Source organism: Mucilaginibacter ximonensis (genome assembly GCF_042686265.1).
GTDB classification, from domain to species: domain Bacteria; phylum Bacteroidota; class Bacteroidia; order Sphingobacteriales; family Sphingobacteriaceae; genus Mucilaginibacter; species Mucilaginibacter ximonensis.
The window spans coordinates 130,539-148,949 of the sequence record NZ_JBHUPD010000004.1; the positions used below are offsets into that span (position 1 = coordinate 130,539).

The following is an 18,411-nucleotide window of genomic DNA, read 5'->3' on the forward strand; positions in this document are numbered from 1 at the left end:
AGAATGACAAATGTTTTTACCGTTAGCGACGGGTTTTAAACCCATCGCTAACGGTAATGAGAACCACAAAAAAAGCAAAAGCCCGCTTTTCAGAGCGGGCTTTTGCTTTTTATAATTATTGAGTTGATTAATACTTAGTTTTCTGCGTAAACAGGTTTTTTTATACCACTATCGTAAGCTTTCAGGTTTTTCTTTAACAGCTTGCGTGCTACGTGAATGCGGGTTTTTACAGTACCGATCGGGATAGTTAAATGATCAGCAATTTCATGATATTTATGACCCTCAAAATACATAGTGAAAGGCACGTAATAGTCTTCAGGCAAACGCTCAAGGGCTTTACGGATATCATCCATTACAAACTTAGCTTCGCCATTGTTTTTTGTTGAGCTGAACACCAGGTTTGGTGATGAGATTTCGTCAGATTTAGTAACGAAAGTGCTCATTTTAACAAAGCGACGGTAGTTGTTAATGAAAGTGTTTTTCATGATGGTGTATAACCATCCTTTTAAATTGGTGCCTTCTTTAAACTTATTGTAATAAGTTATGGCTTTCAACATTGTGTCCTGGACAAGGTCGTTAGCATCATCAGCGTCATGGGTAAAATGCAGGGCGTAAGATCTCAATGAACTCGCTTGACGCAATACTAGGGTGTTAAACTCAATCTTTGTCATCTGTAAATGTTTTGTACTGGTTTATAGACAAACGCCATACCACTGTACCAAAGCAGTTACAAACAAACATCAGCGTTAAACAAATCAACTCAATAGTGTACAATATACACTAAAATAAATATAACTATCTTATTTTAAGTTATTTAAGTTTAAATATTAAAATTAAAAAAACTCCATGACAATAGGATTACAATATTAAATTGAAGTTTTATTAAAAGAAATTTAACCAATTATGTTCACCTCGCGTTGTAGGGTAACGCCAAATTTGGTGTACACACTGTCTATAATAAGCGACGAAAAGTTGTACACTTCCTGCCCGGTAGCGCCGCCATGGTTCACTAAAACCAGTGCCTGGTTCTTCCAGGTACCTGTGTTGCCCACTACTTTGCCGCGCCAGCCACACTGCTCTATAAGCCAGCCTGCCGCCAGTTTAACAAGGCCATCGCCCGCCGGATAATTAACTATATCCGGGTAATTTTGTTTGATGGGTTCAAACTCTGCAGTTGTTATTACCGGGTTTTTGAAGAAGCTGCCTGCATTACCGATGGTAGAGGGATCAGGCAGTTTAGCTACGCGGATATGCGCTACCACCTGAGATACGTCTTTAATCGTGGGTTCACTAATACCACGGTTTTGCAGTTCTTGCTCAATGGCCCCATATTTTAAGTTTAAGTTTGCCGTGAGCGACAAGTCGAATTTTACCGATACGATAATATACTGCCCCTTCAACGTATTTTTAAATACGCTTTCGCGATAGCCAAATTCGCAGTCGGCTTTGCTAAAGGTTCGAAACTTGCCCGTAGCTATCTCAAACGCTTTACAACTGCTAAATACATCTTTCAGTTCCACGCCGTAAGCGCCAATGTTTTGAATGGGCGACGCGCCTACCGAGCCAGGAATCAAGCTCAGGTTTTCCATACCGGCGAAGCCGCGTTGAACGCAGTAGTTTACCAGGTCGTTCCATACTTCGCCACCACCGGCTTCTACAAAAACTTCGTTATGGTTAATACGATGCTCAATGCCGCGGATATTCATGTGCAGCACCAGTCCGTCAAAGTCTTCGATAAAAAGCATGTTGCTGCCGCCGCCAATTACAAGTCGCTCAATTTGGTGCCATTGCGGGTCCATAAACAGCTCGACCAGGTCGTCAGCGTGATTGATCTCAACAAAATAGCGGGCCTTTACATCGACACCAAAGGTGTTAAAGTTTTTTAACGATACATTTTGTTGGATTTGCAGCATAGCCGCGAATTTCGGAATTAATTTGGAGAAAAAGAGATACGTTAATTCAGATCTATTTTAACCGGTATTTCACCTCCGGTAATTTTATTCCCTTTGTTATCGTAAACTATACAGTAATTACGATGTTTATTCCAGCCGGCTGGCTTCAAGCCTGCAAATATCTTATCACCTTCTTGAATCAACACATCGCTGCAAAAAAGTAAAATCATTTTGCCATCAGGTAGTAAAAGCCAACCTGAGTTTTTTTTACTGTCCCAGGCTCGATAATAATCGAATAACACGCTTATAAATTTGATATCATGATAATTATATTTTGTTATCGATGGATAGATAGCTTTAACCCCTTCGACGGTTTTTTGAGAAATGCTATTAACGAAAGCTATACTTGTTGAATGATGTTTTAAATAGTCAAAAAAGAAATTACCTTTTTTATAGCTATTTACCATTTGTTCTTCAACGGCATTATAAAGTTTGGTTTTCAATGTATCTCCTAATGTAAAACTAAATCTAAGTTGCAGGTTAAAGGGCAGTAACGAAGATTTAAAATATCCCGATCTGGATGAGTAAAAATAAGCTGGTTCTAACGTTTTGCTTAAGTTTTTGTAATTAAACGGATAATGCGTTTTATAATCCTCCCATAAGGCCTCGGTTAAAACCCATCTCCCATTCAACTCAAAAGCTATATTAAACACCAACCTATCCATTTCGTGTTTAGCAAAATCCTCTTCTCCAAGTATAGTTTCAAACAATTCGGAAAGATGGGGATTATAGTTATTCTTATTTTTTATTTGCCAAGGCAAGTGATACAAATGGCTATCGTTAACATATGCCGAAACGGTATCCTTATGCTTGTCTTTGTAAGTAAAAATCATATTGTAATAGCTCCGGTCATCATTAAATAAAGGACGTAACGCTTTTAATGTGGCGTCATTAACCGCTTGCTTTGAGGTAGTCATTTTTATATAATAAGCTTTTTGTCTGGCAGTTAAATTTGCAGTCAAACTATCGCTTTTGTCGTGGCGAGTTTTAAGCGAACTTCTTGCAAACTCTTTTAAAGTATCTATAAGCCCTACCAGCGCTTTTGCTTGGATCTTGAATTGTTTCAGTTTGATCGCAGTATCTGGATGATTAATATAAACCAGCAATTGTTTAATGTCTTTTTCAGGCACTACTTTAAGAAAACGCCGGACAGAGTCTCTAATAGGTTTTGGGTAGTTGAAATAGCGGGCACGCTGATAACTATTCCAAACCTTTCCTTCCGGCAAAACTTCAACAACATGAAGTGAGGCCCCAACCCAAAATGGACTAGATGAGATAAGCTCTATTTTAGAAATATCAGTCAGTTTTACCTGCTGTGCAAAAGCATGCAAGCCCGTCATCAAACACAAAAAAATACAGATTGCTATCTTTTTCACAGTACTAGGCTAGGTTAAATTGGTTATACCAATATACAAAACTATAGCAATTGGGGGCGCTATTCTCAGATAATTTTTGATTTACTTAGCTGGTTTATATAGTAGCCTGCAATAGAGTGGTGTTTCTACAATTTTTTTCGGTAATCACCACAAAAAATACCTACAAATAATATCCAGTGAAAAATATTTTTCATACTTACATAACAGTCTTTCATACAGCCGGATTAAAATATTATTAGAATTTTTTTTTGTTTTGTAATTTTCTTGTTATAATTGATTTATAATTATTTATTACCCCAATTAATAAAAACCATGATTAAAAAACCCCTATTAACAATAGGCGGCTTGATGCTGCTTATTGCCGTCATGGGTTCGTGCAAAAAAGACACCGTGTCTACAGCGCCAACCACTACTACAACAGTACCACAGACCAACTTTTCAGGTGTTGTTGACGGACGAACTCTATCACTCAGCGAATCATCAATGTCGGCAGTTTATTACGCCACCGACGGTGACGCTACCAAAGCATTATTAAGCACCAACACGCTAAGCTCGGCAGGCGACCAGTTGGTACTTTACATCGCCGATGTTAAAGCCGGCACGCAAACCCTCACCAAAAAACTAGGCACCTCCTCAAATCCGGGTAGCCCATCATTAAGGGTGAACGGCACCAGCGCAGTTTCAACGACTACACAAACCTACATCAGGTACAAAACAACTGGCGGTAACCTTTTTTATGCCATTTCAGGCACCATTGATATTACTATTGACGGTAATAACATCACTATTAAATGGGATATCAAATTCATGAACCCAACAAGTGGCGAGTTTCCGTCAAAAGGTAGCTTAACAATTCTTAATTATACCGCTAACAAAAAAGCCAAATCGGAAATTGTTGACCCTACCCCGCAAACTATTGCCCCTACTATTGAAAGCATAACACCTTTAATTGGTACTGCAGGCGATACGGTAACTATCAAGGGTGTAAACTACAGCACTACAATGGCCGAGAATATTGTAAACTTTGGCGGCAGCACACCAGCCAGGCTGCTTCAGGTTACATCAACCACTATAAGGGCTATTGTACCTAAACAGGGATATACAGGCGCCATTACTATTAAAATTAAAAACAGCGACCTTTGCACCGGCCCGACCTTTACTTATATATCACCTGTTGCTGTAACATCGTACGCACCGTTGGCTATAAAAATTGGCGACACCGTTACTATTAAAGGCGCAAACTTTTCAACCAAAGCATCTGATAACGTAGTTAGCTTTAATAATGGCGCCGGCTATGCTCAGGTAATAGCTGCCACGGCCTCTCAATTAAGTGTTGTTGTGCCAAGCGGCGCAACTACCGGCCGCATTACGGTGAGCATTGGTTCACATAGTGCAAAAACCAGTACAGACATAGTGGTTGCCAATAGTTTAGCATGGCAAAGTGTTAATTTCAACGGCTCAATTTCAAACTACAATCAAGCCGCAACTTTGGGTACTAAAACCATATTTGCCGGTGGTTTAAAATCAACCTATTTATACTTAACTACTGATGGGTCAAACTTTACAAATGTTTACAACAACCTGCCATTTAACAAAACCGCGTTAGAGATAAGACTTGTAGCGGCTAATGATTCGGCACTGTTTGTTACTTCAAACTATGGTGTTGCTAAATCAAAAGATGGCGTTACCTGGACCCAGTTGGTGCCAAATCCAAACAATCCAACTATGGGCTTCACCGGCATTGTGGCTTTGGGTAATACAGTAAATTTGGTTAACGGTACTACGTTATATACATCAACCGATGGTGGCAAAACTTTCACCAACACATTTGTACCTTCATTAAACGGCCTGGATTACATTACCAGTGATGCTGCAGGCAAATACTGGTATGCAGTTGATGCGGCCGGCAACCTGCCTAATGCCGCTGCCAAGAAATTCTATCGTTCAACAGATCAGGGTAAAACATGGGTAGCTACAAAAGGTACTACAGGCTATTATCTGTACGGTTTTGGCCAGCAAGAATATTTGAAAGCACATAGCACGGCAGGCGTGTTTGTATTATATACTCCGCCTTCAACTTCGCCAAGTCTTGCCGATCAACGTCTGTACAAATCAACCAACCAGGGCGATAGCTGGTCGCGTGTTAACGACGAGGCTACTTACGTAGTAAAAGTTACCGGCAGCGAAGTTATGTATGCTGGTTTAACCTTCAACTTATCAAAGGATGGCAGCAATTATACCAAATACCTGGCCCCTGCTGGTTACACTATTTACGGTGCTGAAAAATCAAACGGTTATTATTACATTTTTGCTACTAACAACACCACATCGGCACGTAGAATATTCCGCGCCGCTATTCAATAGTAAAAATCTCAACTAAATAATTTAATACCCCTCTTAAAGCCCTCTGCAATGCAGGGGGCTTTTGTTTGATTTTGAATTTGTAGTTTTGAATTAACCGTTAGCAATTAATTATGAACAAAGGCATCTCGCGCAAAAATTTTATTAAAACAACTGCTATAAGCATAGCTGCGCTGCCACTTGGTAATTTAGCCTTGGGCGATGATCTTAAATCGTCACAACAGTTAACGCCGCCCGCGGCAGATGGTAAAGTCACGCTTAACATTTTCTCTAAACATTTGCAGTGGCTCAACTATACTGATATGGCCAACCAGGCAGCCCGGCTGGGGTTTGAGGGCATTGATTTAACAGTGCGTAAAGGCGGCCACGTGCTACCCGAGCGAGTGAATGACGACTTGCCCAAAGCATTGTTGGCTGCTAAGGCTGCCGGCATAAGCATAAACTCAATCACCACCGATATTGTAGATGCTGATGACCAGCTTACACATGATGTTTTAAAAGCAGCATCGGCAGCAGGCATAAAAAGTTACCGCATGGGTTGGTACAGTTACGATAAAAAACTAAGTCCGCTGCAAAATGTCGACCAGTTAAAAAAACGCTTTGCCGCCTTGGCCAAAGTCAACCAACAATACCAGATGCGGGGTGATTACGAACATCATACCGGCCGGTTTGGCAACTCGATATGGGATTTGTATGAGGCGATCAAAAGCCTGTCGCCACAACACGTAGGCGTACAATTTGACATTCATCACGCCACAATAGATGGCGCTATGGCCTGGCCTATCAACCTGAACCTGATTAAAGACTATGTCAGATCAACCACCATCAAAGATTTTTATTGGAACAAAACGGCCAAAGGCTGGGAAATAGCCAATGCACCACTTGGCCAGGGCATGGTTGAGTTTAAAAAGTATTTTGCACAGTTAAAAAACTTTGGCTTTAAAGGCCCCATTATTATGCACTTTGAATACCCGTTGGGCGGCGCCGATCAGGGAGCAGCCAAACTAACGTTACCCAAAGAGCAGGTTTTAGCTTCAATGCAGGCAGATGTGGATACTTTGAAAGGTTGGTTGAAGGAGAGTGGATTAAACTAACTGCTCTTCACCCTCAAGTGCCCTAACCAAACCCTCTTTGAGCTTTTTACTTTCAGTATGCGAATTATTGATTAATGGAATATAGCACAAAAAGATAACAAACCAAGGAAAAAAGTTATGATGATCTCTTATAGTAAAGACCATGTTAATAAGTGTAGCAATTGTCGCCGCAATCATAACGCCAATAGATATCTTCAAAAAAAGAGTCGTTCTTTGAGGTAGTTTTATACTTGCCGTAATGCGGCTGCCGCTTTGCCATGGCTCAATGCTGCCGTCTATTTCAGGGCTGAGCGATTTTTTTGTATCTATTGGCTGCAGCTTAAAAATATTGTCTACGGTGTAGCCGCTAAACTGGTAGTTATGAACGCCCACCATTTCATCCAACCTGACTTTTACCTCTGCAGGAGTTAATTTGGTGGTAAAGTAAAAGTCTTCAGAAGAAAAAAGTTTCATGATAAAGTTTGTATTTATTTAAAGATAGCAAACAAGCCTACACAAACAAAAAAGCTTCGTCATTTTCATGACGAAGCTCAAAATCGTAAATCTAGATTCGTAAATCCGAAATTTAAATATGTATCGGCCTATTATCTGTTGCAGCTAAACAAGCTTCGCGGAATGCTTCGGTATACGTTGGGTGCGCATGGCTCATGCGGCTAATGTCCTCAGCGCTGGCGCGGTATTCCATCGCTACCACAGCCTCGGCAATCATATCCGCAGCACGCGGACCGATCATGTGTACACCTAAAATTTCGTCGGTTGCGGCATCAGCCAAAACTTTAACAAAACCATCCATGTCGCCGCTGGCTACTGCCCTGCCGCTGGCGCGGAAAGGAAACGAGCCGGCTTTGTATTTTACACCTTTTTCTTTCAGTTGCTCTTCGGTCTGTCCTACGGCGGCAACTTCGGGCCAGGTATAAACTACACCCGGTATCAGGTTATAATTGATGTGCGGTTTTTGGCCTACTATACTTTCGGCAACAAAAGTGCCCTCATCTTCGGCTTTGTGCGCCAGCATTGCCCCGCGGATAACGTCGCCAATGGCGTAGACACCTTTAACGCTGGTTTGCATATGATCGTCAACGGTAATTTTACGGCCGCGCTCTTCAACGGTTAAACCTATCTTATCAAGGCCCAAACCGTCGGTGTAAGCAATACGGCCTACGGCTACCAGGCAGTAATCGCCCTTAAGCTCTTTCTTCTCACCAGTGGGCGAGTCAAAAGTTACCGTAACTTCTTTACCTTTTACGGTAGCGCCGGTTACTTTATGGCCGGTGTAAAACTCCATGCCTTGCTTTTGCAATACTTTTTGCAGCTCTTTACCCAAAGCTTTATCCATAGTCGGGATGATGCCGTCCATAAACTCAATTACAGATACTTTAGCACCCAGGCGTTGATATACAGAGCCCAGCTCCAGGCCAATTACTCCACCACCAATCAGGATCAGGTGTTTCGGAACTTCAGGCAGCGATAAAGCTTCTGTTGAAGTGATGATGCGTTTTTTATCGATCTTAATAAATGGCAGGCTTGATGGTTTTGAACCGGTTGCTATGATTACGTTGGTACCGGTTATTTCTTGCGTAGTGCCGTCGGCTTTGGTTATAATAATGGTGTTTTTATCTTTAAAAGAACCTACACCTTGATAACCATCTATTTTATTTTTCTTGAATAAAAAGCTGATACCGGCGGTGTTTTTAGCCACTACTTCGGTTTTCCGCTTCATCATCTGGGCTATATCAACTTTTAGATCTTTAAGGTTGATACCGTGATTGGCAAAGGCGTGCCCAGCATTATAATAATGTTCAGACGAATCTAAAAGCGCCTTTGAAGGGATACAGCCCACATTAAGGCAGGTACCACCGTAAGTAGCGTATTTTTCAATACATGCTGTTTTTAAACCAAGTTGGGCACAACGTATAGCAGCCACATAGCCACCCGGACCAGAACCTATAACGATAACATCATATTGCATAGTAGTAGTATTTGTGGCGCAAAGGTACGTTTTTTAAAGATTGGAGGTTAGTTGATTAGTGATTAGTTGCGTCAATTGTCATGATTTTTACACTATCTTTATTATACATATGAAAACCTTAACCGCTATCCTATTTTCACTATTGTTTTGGACGATGTCGGTCCGGGCGCAAACCCTGTACGCCGCCGATGTTTACGAGCTTAAAAGCACCACGCCCCGTGGATTTTTGATTGATGGCAAAATCTACAGTGCCGATAGCTACGGACTGAAAGATAAAGTGGTTGGTTTTATTCAGGATAACAAAATCTATTCGGCCGACGCTTATGAGTTGAAAGACAAGGTGATCGGCTTTATTGAAGGCAAAACCATTTTCAGAGCCGACGCTTACGAACTTAAAGATAAACCAGCGGCTTTTTTGGACAATGGCAAAGTTTACAGCGCCGATGCGTACGGACTGAAAAATAAAATTATAGGCTTTTATGATGGTGGTCCCGGGGCGGGCGCCGCCTGCGCCGCAATTCTGCAGTTATTACACCGGCATAAATAGCAGATTATGCTATATTTGAATATAAAAATATCCTGATCTCCATGAAATTATTCAGATCGCTGCTGCCCATTTTGGTGGCTTTGTCATTTAGCGCGCACGCCCAGCTGATGGTTAAAAAAGAAAACTTTACCCGCGCCGATTCTTTACGCGGCAACCTCAGCCCTTTGCGTACCTGCTATGACATTAACTACTACCATCTTGATGTTAAGTTTGATATAGACCATAAGTATATCAGCGGCAGCAACCTGTTTAAATTTACCGCTACACAGGATTTCAATAAACTACAGTTTGACCTGTATGCCAACCTTAAGGTTGAAAAGGTAGTATATAAAGGCAAGGAGTTACCTTTTAGCCGTGAATTTAATGCTGTGTTTGTGACCTTCCCGAAAACCATTTTGCAAGGCAGTAAGGATGAATTCACCGTATTTTATTCAGGCAACCCAACCATAGCTAAAAATGCGCCGTGGGATGGCGGTGTGGTTTACGCCGTCGATTCATTGAACCGGCCATGGGTGGCTACAGCTTGCCAGGGCGCCGGCGCAAGTATCTGGTGGCCTAATAAAGATCATCAGGCCGATGAAGTAGACAGCATGCTCATCAGCATTAGCGCGCCAAAGGGTTTGATAGACGTTTCAAATGGTCGCCTGCGTAAAGCTACCGACTTAGCCGACGGATATACCCGTTACGATTGGTTTGTAGCCAACCCCATTAACAATTATGATGTCGAGGCTAATATTGCCAACTATACCCATTTCGGCGACATCTATAACGGAGAAGCAGGTAAATTGACCACTGATTTCTGGGTGCTGGATTATAATATCAACAAAGCTAAAAAGCAGTTTGCAGCCAACGTACCGCGCATGTTAAAAGCGTTTGAACATTGGTTTGGCCCGTACCCATGGTATAAAGATGGCTATAAACTGATTGAAACGCCGCACCTGGGTATGGAGCACCAAAGCGGTGTGGCATACGGCAACAATTATGTTAACGGTTACTATGCCGGGCATCGCGGCAAACCCATGGGGATTGATTTGTCAGGTACGGGCATAGGTTTAACCTGGGATTATATCATTGTACACGAGAGCGGGCACGAGTGGTTTGGTAATAGCATCACTGCAAAAGATATTGGTGATATGTGGATACACGAAAGCTTTACAGACTACTCGGAATCGCTGTTTATTGAAAGTGTTTCAAACAAAGAACGGGGGCAGAAGTATGTTTACGGCTTGCGTCGCTCTATTCGTAACGACGAACCTATTGTGGGGCCCTATAACGTCAACAAAGAAGGCTCGGGCGATATGTATTATAAAGGTTCAGTACTGCTGAATATGATACGTACCATTATTAACAACGATGCCAAATGGCTCAGTATTTTGCGGGGTCTAAACAAAACCTTTTATCATAAAACGGTTACTTATGATGACATAACCGGGTACATCAGCAAACAATCGGGTAAAAACCTGCTGCCTGTTTTTGACGAATACCTGCATACCACAGAAATACCGACACTTGAATTTAGCACCATCAACGGAAAACTCAATGCAAAATTTAATGCCATAGCCAACAATTTTGCCGTGCCGGTAAAGGTAAGAATGAAAGGTGGCGGCTGGATATTCAGAAATTTTGATAAACAGTTCAAACCTGTAAAAATTGATGGTATCACCAAAGACAATGTTGAAGTAGACACCTTTAATTATTACATTAAGGTAAAGACAGATTAATGTGAGATTTTCTGTAACGTCTTTACAAAAAAAAGCGTCTCATATAGAAACAAAACTTAGACTATTATGAAAACGATTAAAATTTTAGTTGCGCTGGTGCTTTTTGCGGCCGGACAAACTTTTGCTGCCAATATTGAGGACCGCCATTTATCAGGCTTTCATGCTATTGATGCCGCCGCCTCATTTGATGTTTATATTACTCAGGGCCGTACAGAATCTGTAAAGGTTGAGGCGCCGGCTGATGTTATAAAAGAAGTATTGACAGATGTGCGCGGCGGTACGCTAAACATTCACACCAAAAATCATTTCGGCGGCTGGGGAAATATCTTCAATCACAAAAAAGTAGTTGTCTACGTTACTGTAACAAGCATCGATGATATAAATCTGACCGGCTCTGGCGACATCTATTTTAAAGATGGCCTGAATACCGGTAATATTAATATCCAGATAACCGGAAGCGGAGACATCCAGGGTAAATTAACCGCCCGTGTTTTAAATGCAGGCATCAGTGGCTCAGGCGACCTGAAACTTTGGGGACGTGCCGAAACACAAAAGGTGGAGATCAGTGGTTCAGGCGATTACACTGCCAGAGACCTTAACACTGCTACTACCACAGTTTCCATAAGCGGTTCGGGCGATGCATCAGTTTATGCCAGCGCCACTTTAAATGCGCAAATTACAGGCAGTGGCGATATTACCTATGGCGGCAATCCAAAACGTGTAGCCAAGGCTAAATCTGGCAGCGGCGACATTAGCAGCTGGTAAGATTACTAAATATATTTTGTCATAAATGAAAGAGGCCATGCAAAACATGGCCTCTTTCATTTATTTATTGACTTATCAGGCATCTATACTATCCAGCACCATCACCTTTTTACAAAGCGGGTCGGCATACTGATCTCTGAAAATATCATGCAGCGGATCTATCTGGTAATAATCATGATCAGCTAACGAGTCGAACAAAACACACAATGAAGCGTCATAACTGCGCTCAATCACCTCCCGCATTTCGCTGGGTGCGGGTACCCCAATGTGTATTTGGCTTATAGTTTTTATAGGTACCAAAATATTCAGGCCCTCTATCAGTTTAGGAAGGTCGGCTTTATCCTTTAACCAGAAATATACCTGGTGGCTAAAAGTATTCTTTAATTGCATGGCTGTAAGTTTTAGTAAATGTAATAATTATAACCTGTCTGTTAACTAAACAAATCCAGTATCTTCTGCATATTCAATTCGGTATAGTCGTTAATGGTGAGGTTTGTGGGTTGCAGCTGGGCTGCCCCATGAGCCGTTGTAACGCCAATCACCTTCATTCCGGCAGCATTCCCGGCTTTTATACCCGCTATTGAATCTTCAAACACTACACAATCTTCGGGGCGCATATTCAGGTCGGCCGCTGCCTTTAAAAATATTTGCGGGTTGGGTTTTCCTTTGCTAACGCGATTTCCGTCAATAATCACATCAAAATACTGCCTTACCGGCACATGCTCTAGCACAAAATTAATATCATCAACCGTGGCCGATGAAGCCATAGCCAGTTTTATACCGCTGTTTTTTAATTCAATCAGCATGTTTTCCAATCCGTTTACCGGTGCAATAAATGGAGCGTATATCTGTTGGTAAAGCTTTTCTTTCTCACTAACCAGCGATGTTAAAGTTATTTCATCGGCGTCAGGAAATAGTCCGCGCATCGTATCTACGATGGGTACGCCGCTTATCTGAGCTTTATAGGTTTGGTTGCTGAGTTCGCCTTTATCATATTTTTCATATAATGCTTGCCAGGTTTTATAATGGTAGGGTGTGTTGTCTACCATTGTACCGTCCATATCAAAAATTGCTGCAAATTGTTTAGATGCCAAATCGTATAGAGTTAGTGTTGATCAATCGCCTTAAATGTAACACTTATCTGTAAATTGAACGTATAAGCCATACCTAAATATGCAAATGTTTGACACATGTCATAATATTTGAGGTAAAAGCTGCAATAAGCCAAATAAATTGCAATTTTGTAGGTGCTGAGTCTTATATGGGTGAGAAAATAATACTGGTTTGGTTTAGAAATGATTTGCGCGTACGCGATAACGAGATATTGTTAGAAGCCACACGTAAAGCCGACAAAGTGCTGCCGGTATATTGTTTTGACCCATATTATTTTAAAACCAATGCTGACGGCTCACTAAAGACAGGTGCGTTTCGCGCCCGTTTTCTGTTAGAATCTGTTGCCGATTTACGCAGAAACCTTCAAAACTTAGGCGGCGAACTAATTGTTCGGACAGGCAATCCGGCCGAGGTGATTCCGCAGCTGGCAGCGCAATATGGTGTAAGCGAGGTTTACCATCACCGCGAGGTGGCTTATGAGGAAACCAATATTTCTGAAGAAGTTGAAACCGCACTCTGGAACCAAAGGCTTAATCTGAAACATTTCATAGGGCATACTTTATACCATAAAGAAGATTTGCCTTTCCCGATCAAAGATATCCCTGACAGCTTTGCTGTCTTTAAGAAAAAAGTAGAGCGCGACAGCGATGTGCGCACAGGCTTGCCGACTCCTGAACAGATACACACCCCAGAAATTATTGATGCGGGCGAAATACCGGCGTTGAAAGACCTGGGTTTAGAAGAGCCGCAAGATGACCCACGTGCACGCGTAAAATTTACAGGCGGCGAAACCGCCGGTTTAGCACGCCTTGAAGCGTATTTTGCCGATAACCAGCAGGTGGCGCCAACCAAAGGGCGTAACGGTTCAACGGTTGACAGATCGTCAAAACTGGGTGCGTGGATTGCCCTGGGCTGCATCTCCATGCGAGAGGTTTATTGGGCTGTGGTAAAACACGAGAACGACAAAAATGCACATCATGCAGGCATGCTTCGCATGGAGCTGTTGTGGCGCGATTACTTTCGTTTTATGTTTAAAAAGCATGGCAAAGAATATTTTACTACCGATGTACAAGCCGAAGCTGCCTTGCCCGAAAAACAGCGCCTATTTGAGCAATGGAAGGCGGGAAATACCGGCGTTCCGTTTGTTGACGCCAGCATACATAAGCTCAATGCCACCGGTTACATAAGCAACTTTAGCCGACAGATGGTGGCCGGCTACCTGGTGCGCGACCTGGATATTGACTGGAAAAAGGGTGCGGCTTATTTTGAAGAAAAGCTGATCGACTACTCACCCGCCAGCAACTGGGGCAACTGGGCATTTGTAGCAGGGCTGGGCCATGACCCCCGCGACAATAAATACTTTAACCTGGCTAAACAAGCCGGCGAACTTGAAACTAACAGCGAGTTTATAAGCACCTGGGCTCCCGCCGATGTAATAGCATAATTTCTTTTTAAACATTTCCCTTTGTCTGAGCGATAGCGAAGAATCTTGTGTGAGTGAAAAGCAAGGCGTATAAGATGTTTCGCTATGCTCAACATGACAAAATTTAAATTCCCTCCCTACCCGAGGGAGGGAATCGCACAAAGCCCCGGATTCTAAATACCAAAACTATATACCCTCTTTACCGCTTGCGGAAGAGAAGGTGGCCCAGCGAAGCTTAGACCGGGTGAGTCATCACCACACCGCAAAAAAATCTCACTAAAAAATTAAACTAAAATGATACGCGCGCGGTCAAACCTGCGTATATTTAATCATGAATTCCTTCGAACAATATACTTTGATAATTGGTTTAATAGCCGTTCTGATTGAAGGGACAGATTACCTGCGCAATTTTGTTCAAAAACTTTGGCACTAAAGCCAATATTGTATGCTTTTTGAACACAATTATAACATAATTGTCTGTTTTGACATTTACCTCGTTTTTGTGAAAAAGTGGTAAATGTTTTGTGATTAATTTAATGTTTATAATACGTTAATGCTTACTTTTGCAACATCTTAAGATTGGTTTACCATGGATAGCCTCAATTATATCAATAATAATAACGCTGCTTTTATCGAATCGCTTTATGAAAGCTACAAAGAAGACCCTTCCCAGGTTGACTTTGGATGGCAAAAATTCTTTGAAGGTTTTGACTTCGGACGCGGATCTGAAGCACCTTCTATCAGTACTGAAACTCCTGATCACTTTTTAAAAGAAATTAATGTTTTAAACCTGGTTGATGGCTACCGCGGCCGCGGGCACTTGTTTGCAAACACTAACCCGGTACGGGGGCGTCGCCAGCATTTGCCCGACCTGCAGTTGTCAAACTTCGGTCTGTCAGACGCCGACCTGGATACGGTTTTTAACGCGGGCCACGAAATTGGCATTGGCCCTGCCAAACTGAGCGACATTGTGCAGATGCTGCAAGAGACTTACTGCGGCACTATTGGCGCCGAGTACCTGTACATACGTAACCCTGTTAAAGTAAAATGGTTCCAGGAGCGCATGGAGAAACAGCGCAACAAACCATCCTTCTCAGTTGATGAGAAAAAGCTGATGCTGCGTAAAGTAAGCGAAGCGGTAATTTTCGAAAACTTTTTGGGTACCAAATTTTTGGGTCAGAAGCGCTTTTCGTTAGAGGGTGCTGAGGCGCTGATACCTGCCATGGATTCGGTAATTCAAAAAGGGGCTACGCTGGGTATCGAAGAGTTTACTATAGGCATGGCGCATCGTGGCCGCTTAAATGTGCTGGCCAACATCATGAAAAAAACTTACAAAGAGATCTTCTCTGAGTTTGAGGGTAAAAATTATGATGAGGATTCAACTGCCGGTGGCGACGTTAAATATCACTTAGGTTTTTCGACTGACGTTGAGGCCGAGAACGGAAAAAAAGTTCACCTGAGCCTTTGTCCTAACCCTTCGCATCTGGAAGCGGTTGACCCTGTTGTTGAAGGCCTTACCCGCTCAAAAATTGACTTTAAATACAAAGGCGACGATAACAAAATCGCGCCTATATTAATCCATGGTGATGCTTCAGTAGCCGGTCAGGGTATTGTTTACGAGGTATTGCAGATGGAAAAACTGGAAGGTTACAGTACCGGTGGTACCATTCACCTGGTTATTAACAACCAGATTGGCTTTACCACCAACTTTACCGACGCGCGCTCAAGTACTTACTGTACAGACGTAGCTAAAACGGTATTGGCTCCGGTTTTTCACGTAAATGGCGATGACGTTGAGGCTTTGGCTTACGTTATTAACCTGGCAATGGAATACCGCCAGGAGTTTGGCGGCGACGTGTTTATTGATATTTTGTGCTATCGCCGTTATGGTCACAATGAGGCCGACGAGCCTAAATTTACCCAGCCTTTATTATATAAGGCTATTGAGGCACACCCTAATCCACGCGAGGTTTATATGAATAAACTTACCACCGAGGGCGTTGTGAAAGAAGATGAAGTAAAACAAATGGAGAAGGATTTCCGCGCCCGTTTGCAAAAAGATCTGGACGAATCAAAAGCTCAGGATCGTTTTACTGATTCTATCCCAATGTTTGCCGGCGCCTGGAACGGTTTACACCTGGCTACTGAAAGAGATTTTAATGCACCGGTAAAAACTGCCGTAAGCAAAGATGAATTACTGGCTATCGGTAAAAAAATTACCGAGCTGCCAAAAGATAAAGTATTCTTCAAAAAGATTGAAAAATTATTTGAGGAGCGCGCCAAAATGGTCAATGATACCCATGTATTTGACTGGGCCATGGGCGAGTTAATGGCCTACGGTTCGTTATTGACAGAAGGACATTTGGTTAGGTTAAGCGGAGAGGATGTTAAACGCGGCACCTTCTCACATCGCCATGCGGTTTTAACACTGGCCGATTCTGAAGAGGAATACAAACCATTGGACAACATCGAGGGCGAGAGGTTCCAAATCTTTAACTCCTTATTGTCTGAATATGGCGTTTTAGGCTTCGAGTACGGTTACGCTTTAGCAAACCCTAATGCATTAACCATCTGGGAAGCGCAATTTGGCGACTTCTTTAACGGTGCGCAAACCATCGTCGACCAATATATAGTAAGTGCCGAAACCAAATGGCAGCGTGGTAATGGTTTGGTAATGTTATTGCCTCACGGCTATGAAGGTCAGGGCCCTGAACACTCATCTGCACGTATTGAGCGTTTTATGGAGCTTTGTGCCGATAACAACATCCAGGTAGCTAACTGTACTACTCCGGCTAACTTCTTCCATGTGTTGCGCCGTCAGATCTATCGCGAGTTCCGCAAACCTTTGGTAATCTTTACACCTAAAAGCTTGCTGCGTGCACCAAAATGCGTATCGCCGCTGGCTGATTTTACCGATGGTGGTTTCAAAGAGGTTATTGATGATGCAAACGCAGACGCTAAAAAAGTTAAACGCGTATTGTTCTGCTCTGGCAAGATCTATTACGATTTGCTTGAAAAACAAACTGCTGATGAGCGTAAAGACGTAGCTATTGTGCGTTTAGAGCAGTTGTACCCTACCCCGGTACAACAAATAGAAGCTATTAGGGCCAAATACAATAAAGCCACAGATTTTATCTGGGTGCAAGAAGAACCGGAAAATATGGGCGCATGGCCTTACTTGTGGCGTAAATCGCGCACAGAAGAGGCGCTGCGTTTTGACGATGTAATATCAAGAAGCGAAAGCGCCAGTACAGCTACCGGTTTTGCCAAACAGCATGCCGCACAGCAGCTGTACTTAATTACTAAGGCATTTGAAACACCTGCCGGTAAAAAAGTAAAAGAAGCTATTAAAGCTACTACCGAAAAAATGGCAACTGCCGGTGCTGATTAATATGATAAAAAAATATTGCTTGCTTTTTGTGGCCTGGATGCCGTTAATAATGAGCTGCAAAAAGCAGAACAATACTGTCAGCCAAAGTACTTTAACATTTAGCAATGTGGTGATATTAGGAAACAGCATTACTTACGCCCCGCACGATAATAGCATTGGCTGGTACGGCGATTGGGGTATGGCGGCTACAGCCCTGGATCTGGACTATGCCCATTTGCTGCTTGCTAAGTTTAAGGTTAAAAATCCGAATGTGCAGGTGCAAATCAAAAATATAGCTGCTTTTGAGAAAGATGCCGTAAATTATGATTTGGATGCCAACCTGAAAGAGCTTAAAAATTCAAAACCCGATCTGCTTATTTTACGCATCGGTGAAAACGTGCCGGCAGGCACAGATATGACTGTTTTTGATGAGCGTTATACCGCCCTGATTAATTATTTTAAATCAGCTAATCCGAATATTATAATTTTAAGCGCTGGTTCTGTTTGGGCCGACAATATTGATGCCGTTATGATGAAGCACCCACCGTATGTGCTACTAAGTTCTATGATAAAAACCGGGTCAAACTTTTCATTCGGATTGTGGTCAAACCCGGGGGTAGAATTACATCCAAGTAATAAAGGCATGGAAAATATCGCGCTGGCTTTATGGAACAAGATCAGTTCATTTACCGCAAACGACAGAAAATAAGAATAATAACA

15 protein-coding genes are annotated in these 18,411 nt (G+C 42.4%); 8 read left to right on the forward strand and 7 right to left on the reverse strand.

What is annotated here, in order from left to right:
• Positions 1–134 precede the first annotated feature (134 nt).
• From ACFS5N_RS17670 to ACFS5N_RS17680, 3 genes are all read right to left on the reverse strand, one after another.
• On the reverse strand, positions 135–671 hold the full coding sequence (locus tag ACFS5N_RS17670; protein ID WP_377188761.1) for an RNA polymerase sigma factor: 537 nt from the start codon (positions 669–671) through the stop codon (positions 135–137).
• 222 nt (positions 672–893) lie between these two features.
• The gene (gene murB, locus ACFS5N_RS17675) at positions 894–1,913 is read right to left on the reverse strand and encodes a UDP-N-acetylmuramate dehydrogenase (RefSeq protein WP_377188764.1); all 1,020 of its coding nucleotides are present in this window, start codon (positions 1,911–1,913) and stop codon (positions 894–896) included.
• A gap of 41 nt (positions 1,914–1,954) precedes the next feature.
• On the reverse strand, positions 1,955–3,328 hold the full coding sequence (locus tag ACFS5N_RS17680; protein ID WP_377188767.1) for a hypothetical protein: 1,374 nt from the start codon (positions 3,326–3,328) through the stop codon (positions 1,955–1,957).
• Between the two features lie 312 nt (positions 3,329–3,640).
• On the opposite strand from ACFS5N_RS17680, the gene ACFS5N_RS17685 reads away from it, so the two are divergent.
• Positions 3,641–5,692, forward strand: a complete 2,052-nt coding sequence (locus ACFS5N_RS17685; RefSeq protein ID WP_377188770.1) for an IPT/TIG domain-containing protein — start codon at positions 3,641–3,643, stop codon at positions 5,690–5,692.
• A gap of 110 nt (positions 5,693–5,802) precedes the next feature.
• Positions 5,803–6,783 carry a sugar phosphate isomerase/epimerase family protein gene (locus ACFS5N_RS17690; protein WP_377188773.1) on the forward strand — a complete coding sequence of 327 codons (981 nt, stop codon included), beginning with the start codon at positions 5,803–5,805 and terminating at the stop codon, positions 6,781–6,783.
• On the opposite strand, the gene ACFS5N_RS17695 is transcribed toward ACFS5N_RS17690, so the two are convergent.
• Together ACFS5N_RS17695 and lpdA are read right to left on the reverse strand one after the other, a co-directional pair.
• Complete coding sequence (locus tag ACFS5N_RS17695) at positions 6,775–7,236, reverse strand: hypothetical protein (RefSeq protein WP_377188775.1); 462 nt, start codon at positions 7,234–7,236, stop codon at positions 6,775–6,777. The two genes, ACFS5N_RS17690 and ACFS5N_RS17695, sit on opposite strands and share 9 nt — an antisense overlap.
• A 112-nt stretch (positions 7,237–7,348) precedes the next feature.
• Positions 7,349–8,752, reverse strand: coding sequence for a dihydrolipoyl dehydrogenase (gene lpdA, locus ACFS5N_RS17700; protein WP_377188778.1), 1,404 nt, complete (start codon positions 8,750–8,752; stop codon positions 7,349–7,351).
• 109 nt (positions 8,753–8,861) lie between these two features.
• Between lpdA and ACFS5N_RS17705 the strand changes: the two genes are divergently transcribed.
• The 3 genes from ACFS5N_RS17705 to ACFS5N_RS17715 all read left to right on the forward strand — a co-directional run bounded on the left by ACFS5N_RS17705 (position 8,862) and on the right by ACFS5N_RS17715 (position 11,785).
• Positions 8,862–9,299, forward strand: coding sequence for a hypothetical protein (locus ACFS5N_RS17705; protein ID WP_377188781.1), 438 nt, complete (start codon positions 8,862–8,864; stop codon positions 9,297–9,299).
• A 41-nt stretch (positions 9,300–9,340) separates the two neighbouring features.
• On the forward strand, positions 9,341–11,020 hold the full coding sequence (locus tag ACFS5N_RS17710; RefSeq protein WP_377188784.1) for a M1 family metallopeptidase: 1,680 nt from the start codon (positions 9,341–9,343) through the stop codon (positions 11,018–11,020).
• Positions 11,021–11,086: 66 nt separating this feature from the next.
• A complete protein-coding gene (locus tag ACFS5N_RS17715) occupies positions 11,087–11,785 on the forward strand; it encodes a head GIN domain-containing protein (RefSeq protein ID WP_377188787.1) in 699 nt (232 codons plus the stop codon).
• A 75-nt stretch (positions 11,786–11,860) separates the two neighbouring features.
• On the opposite strand, the gene ACFS5N_RS17720 is transcribed toward ACFS5N_RS17715, so the two are convergent.
• The gene (locus ACFS5N_RS17720) at positions 11,861–12,175 is read right to left on the reverse strand and encodes a Dabb family protein (RefSeq protein WP_377188792.1); all 315 of its coding nucleotides are present in this window, start codon (positions 12,173–12,175) and stop codon (positions 11,861–11,863) included.
• Positions 12,176–12,216: 41 nt separating this feature from the next.
• Positions 12,217–12,879 carry an HAD family hydrolase gene (locus ACFS5N_RS17725; protein WP_377188795.1) on the reverse strand — a complete coding sequence of 221 codons (663 nt, stop codon included), beginning with the start codon at positions 12,877–12,879 and terminating at the stop codon, positions 12,217–12,219.
• 167 nt (positions 12,880–13,046) lie between these two features.
• Between ACFS5N_RS17725 and ACFS5N_RS17730 the strand changes: the two genes are divergently transcribed.
• From ACFS5N_RS17730 to ACFS5N_RS17740, 3 genes are all read left to right on the forward strand, one after another.
• Positions 13,047–14,342, forward strand: coding sequence for a DASH family cryptochrome (locus ACFS5N_RS17730; protein WP_377188798.1), 1,296 nt, complete (start codon positions 13,047–13,049; stop codon positions 14,340–14,342).
• A 568-nt stretch (positions 14,343–14,910) separates the two neighbouring features.
• Positions 14,911–17,712, forward strand: coding sequence for a 2-oxoglutarate dehydrogenase E1 component (locus ACFS5N_RS17735; RefSeq protein WP_377188801.1), 2,802 nt, complete (start codon positions 14,911–14,913; stop codon positions 17,710–17,712).
• Position 17,713: 1 nt separating this feature from the next.
• Positions 17,714–18,400, forward strand: a complete 687-nt coding sequence (locus tag ACFS5N_RS17740; protein ID WP_377188804.1) for a hypothetical protein — start codon at positions 17,714–17,716, stop codon at positions 18,398–18,400.
• Positions 18,401–18,411 lie beyond the last annotated feature (11 nt).

Bases quoted from the DNA above. Each gene is read 5' to 3' on its own strand.
- ACFS5N_RS17670 (WP_377188761.1), bottom strand. From the start codon at position 671: ATGACAAAGATTGAGTTTAACACCCTAGTATTGCGTCAAGCGAGTTCA.
- murB (WP_377188764.1), bottom strand. From the start codon at position 1,913: ATGCTGCAAATCCAACAAAATGTATCGTTAAAAAACTTTAACACCTTT.
- ACFS5N_RS17685 (WP_377188770.1), top strand. From the start codon at position 3,641: ATGATTAAAAAACCCCTATTAACAATAGGCGGCTTGATGCTGCTTATT.
- ACFS5N_RS17690 (WP_377188773.1), top strand. From the start codon at position 5,803: ATGAACAAAGGCATCTCGCGCAAAAATTTTATTAAAACAACTGCTATA.
- ACFS5N_RS17695 (WP_377188775.1), bottom strand. From the start codon at position 7,236: ATGAAACTTTTTTCTTCTGAAGACTTTTACTTTACCACCAAATTAACT.
- lpdA (WP_377188778.1), bottom strand. From the start codon at position 8,752: ATGCAATATGATGTTATCGTTATAGGTTCTGGTCCGGGTGGCTATGTG.
- ACFS5N_RS17705 (WP_377188781.1), top strand. From the start codon at position 8,862: ATGAAAACCTTAACCGCTATCCTATTTTCACTATTGTTTTGGACGATG.
- ACFS5N_RS17710 (WP_377188784.1), top strand. From the start codon at position 9,341: ATGAAATTATTCAGATCGCTGCTGCCCATTTTGGTGGCTTTGTCATTT.
- ACFS5N_RS17715 (WP_377188787.1), top strand. From the start codon at position 11,087: ATGAAAACGATTAAAATTTTAGTTGCGCTGGTGCTTTTTGCGGCCGGA.
- ACFS5N_RS17720 (WP_377188792.1), bottom strand. From the start codon at position 12,175: ATGCAATTAAAGAATACTTTTAGCCACCAGGTATATTTCTGGTTAAAG.
- ACFS5N_RS17730 (WP_377188798.1), top strand. From the start codon at position 13,047: ATGGGTGAGAAAATAATACTGGTTTGGTTTAGAAATGATTTGCGCGTA.
- ACFS5N_RS17735 (WP_377188801.1), top strand. From the start codon at position 14,911: ATGGATAGCCTCAATTATATCAATAATAATAACGCTGCTTTTATCGAA.
- ACFS5N_RS17740 (WP_377188804.1), top strand. From the start codon at position 17,714: ATGATAAAAAAATATTGCTTGCTTTTTGTGGCCTGGATGCCGTTAATA.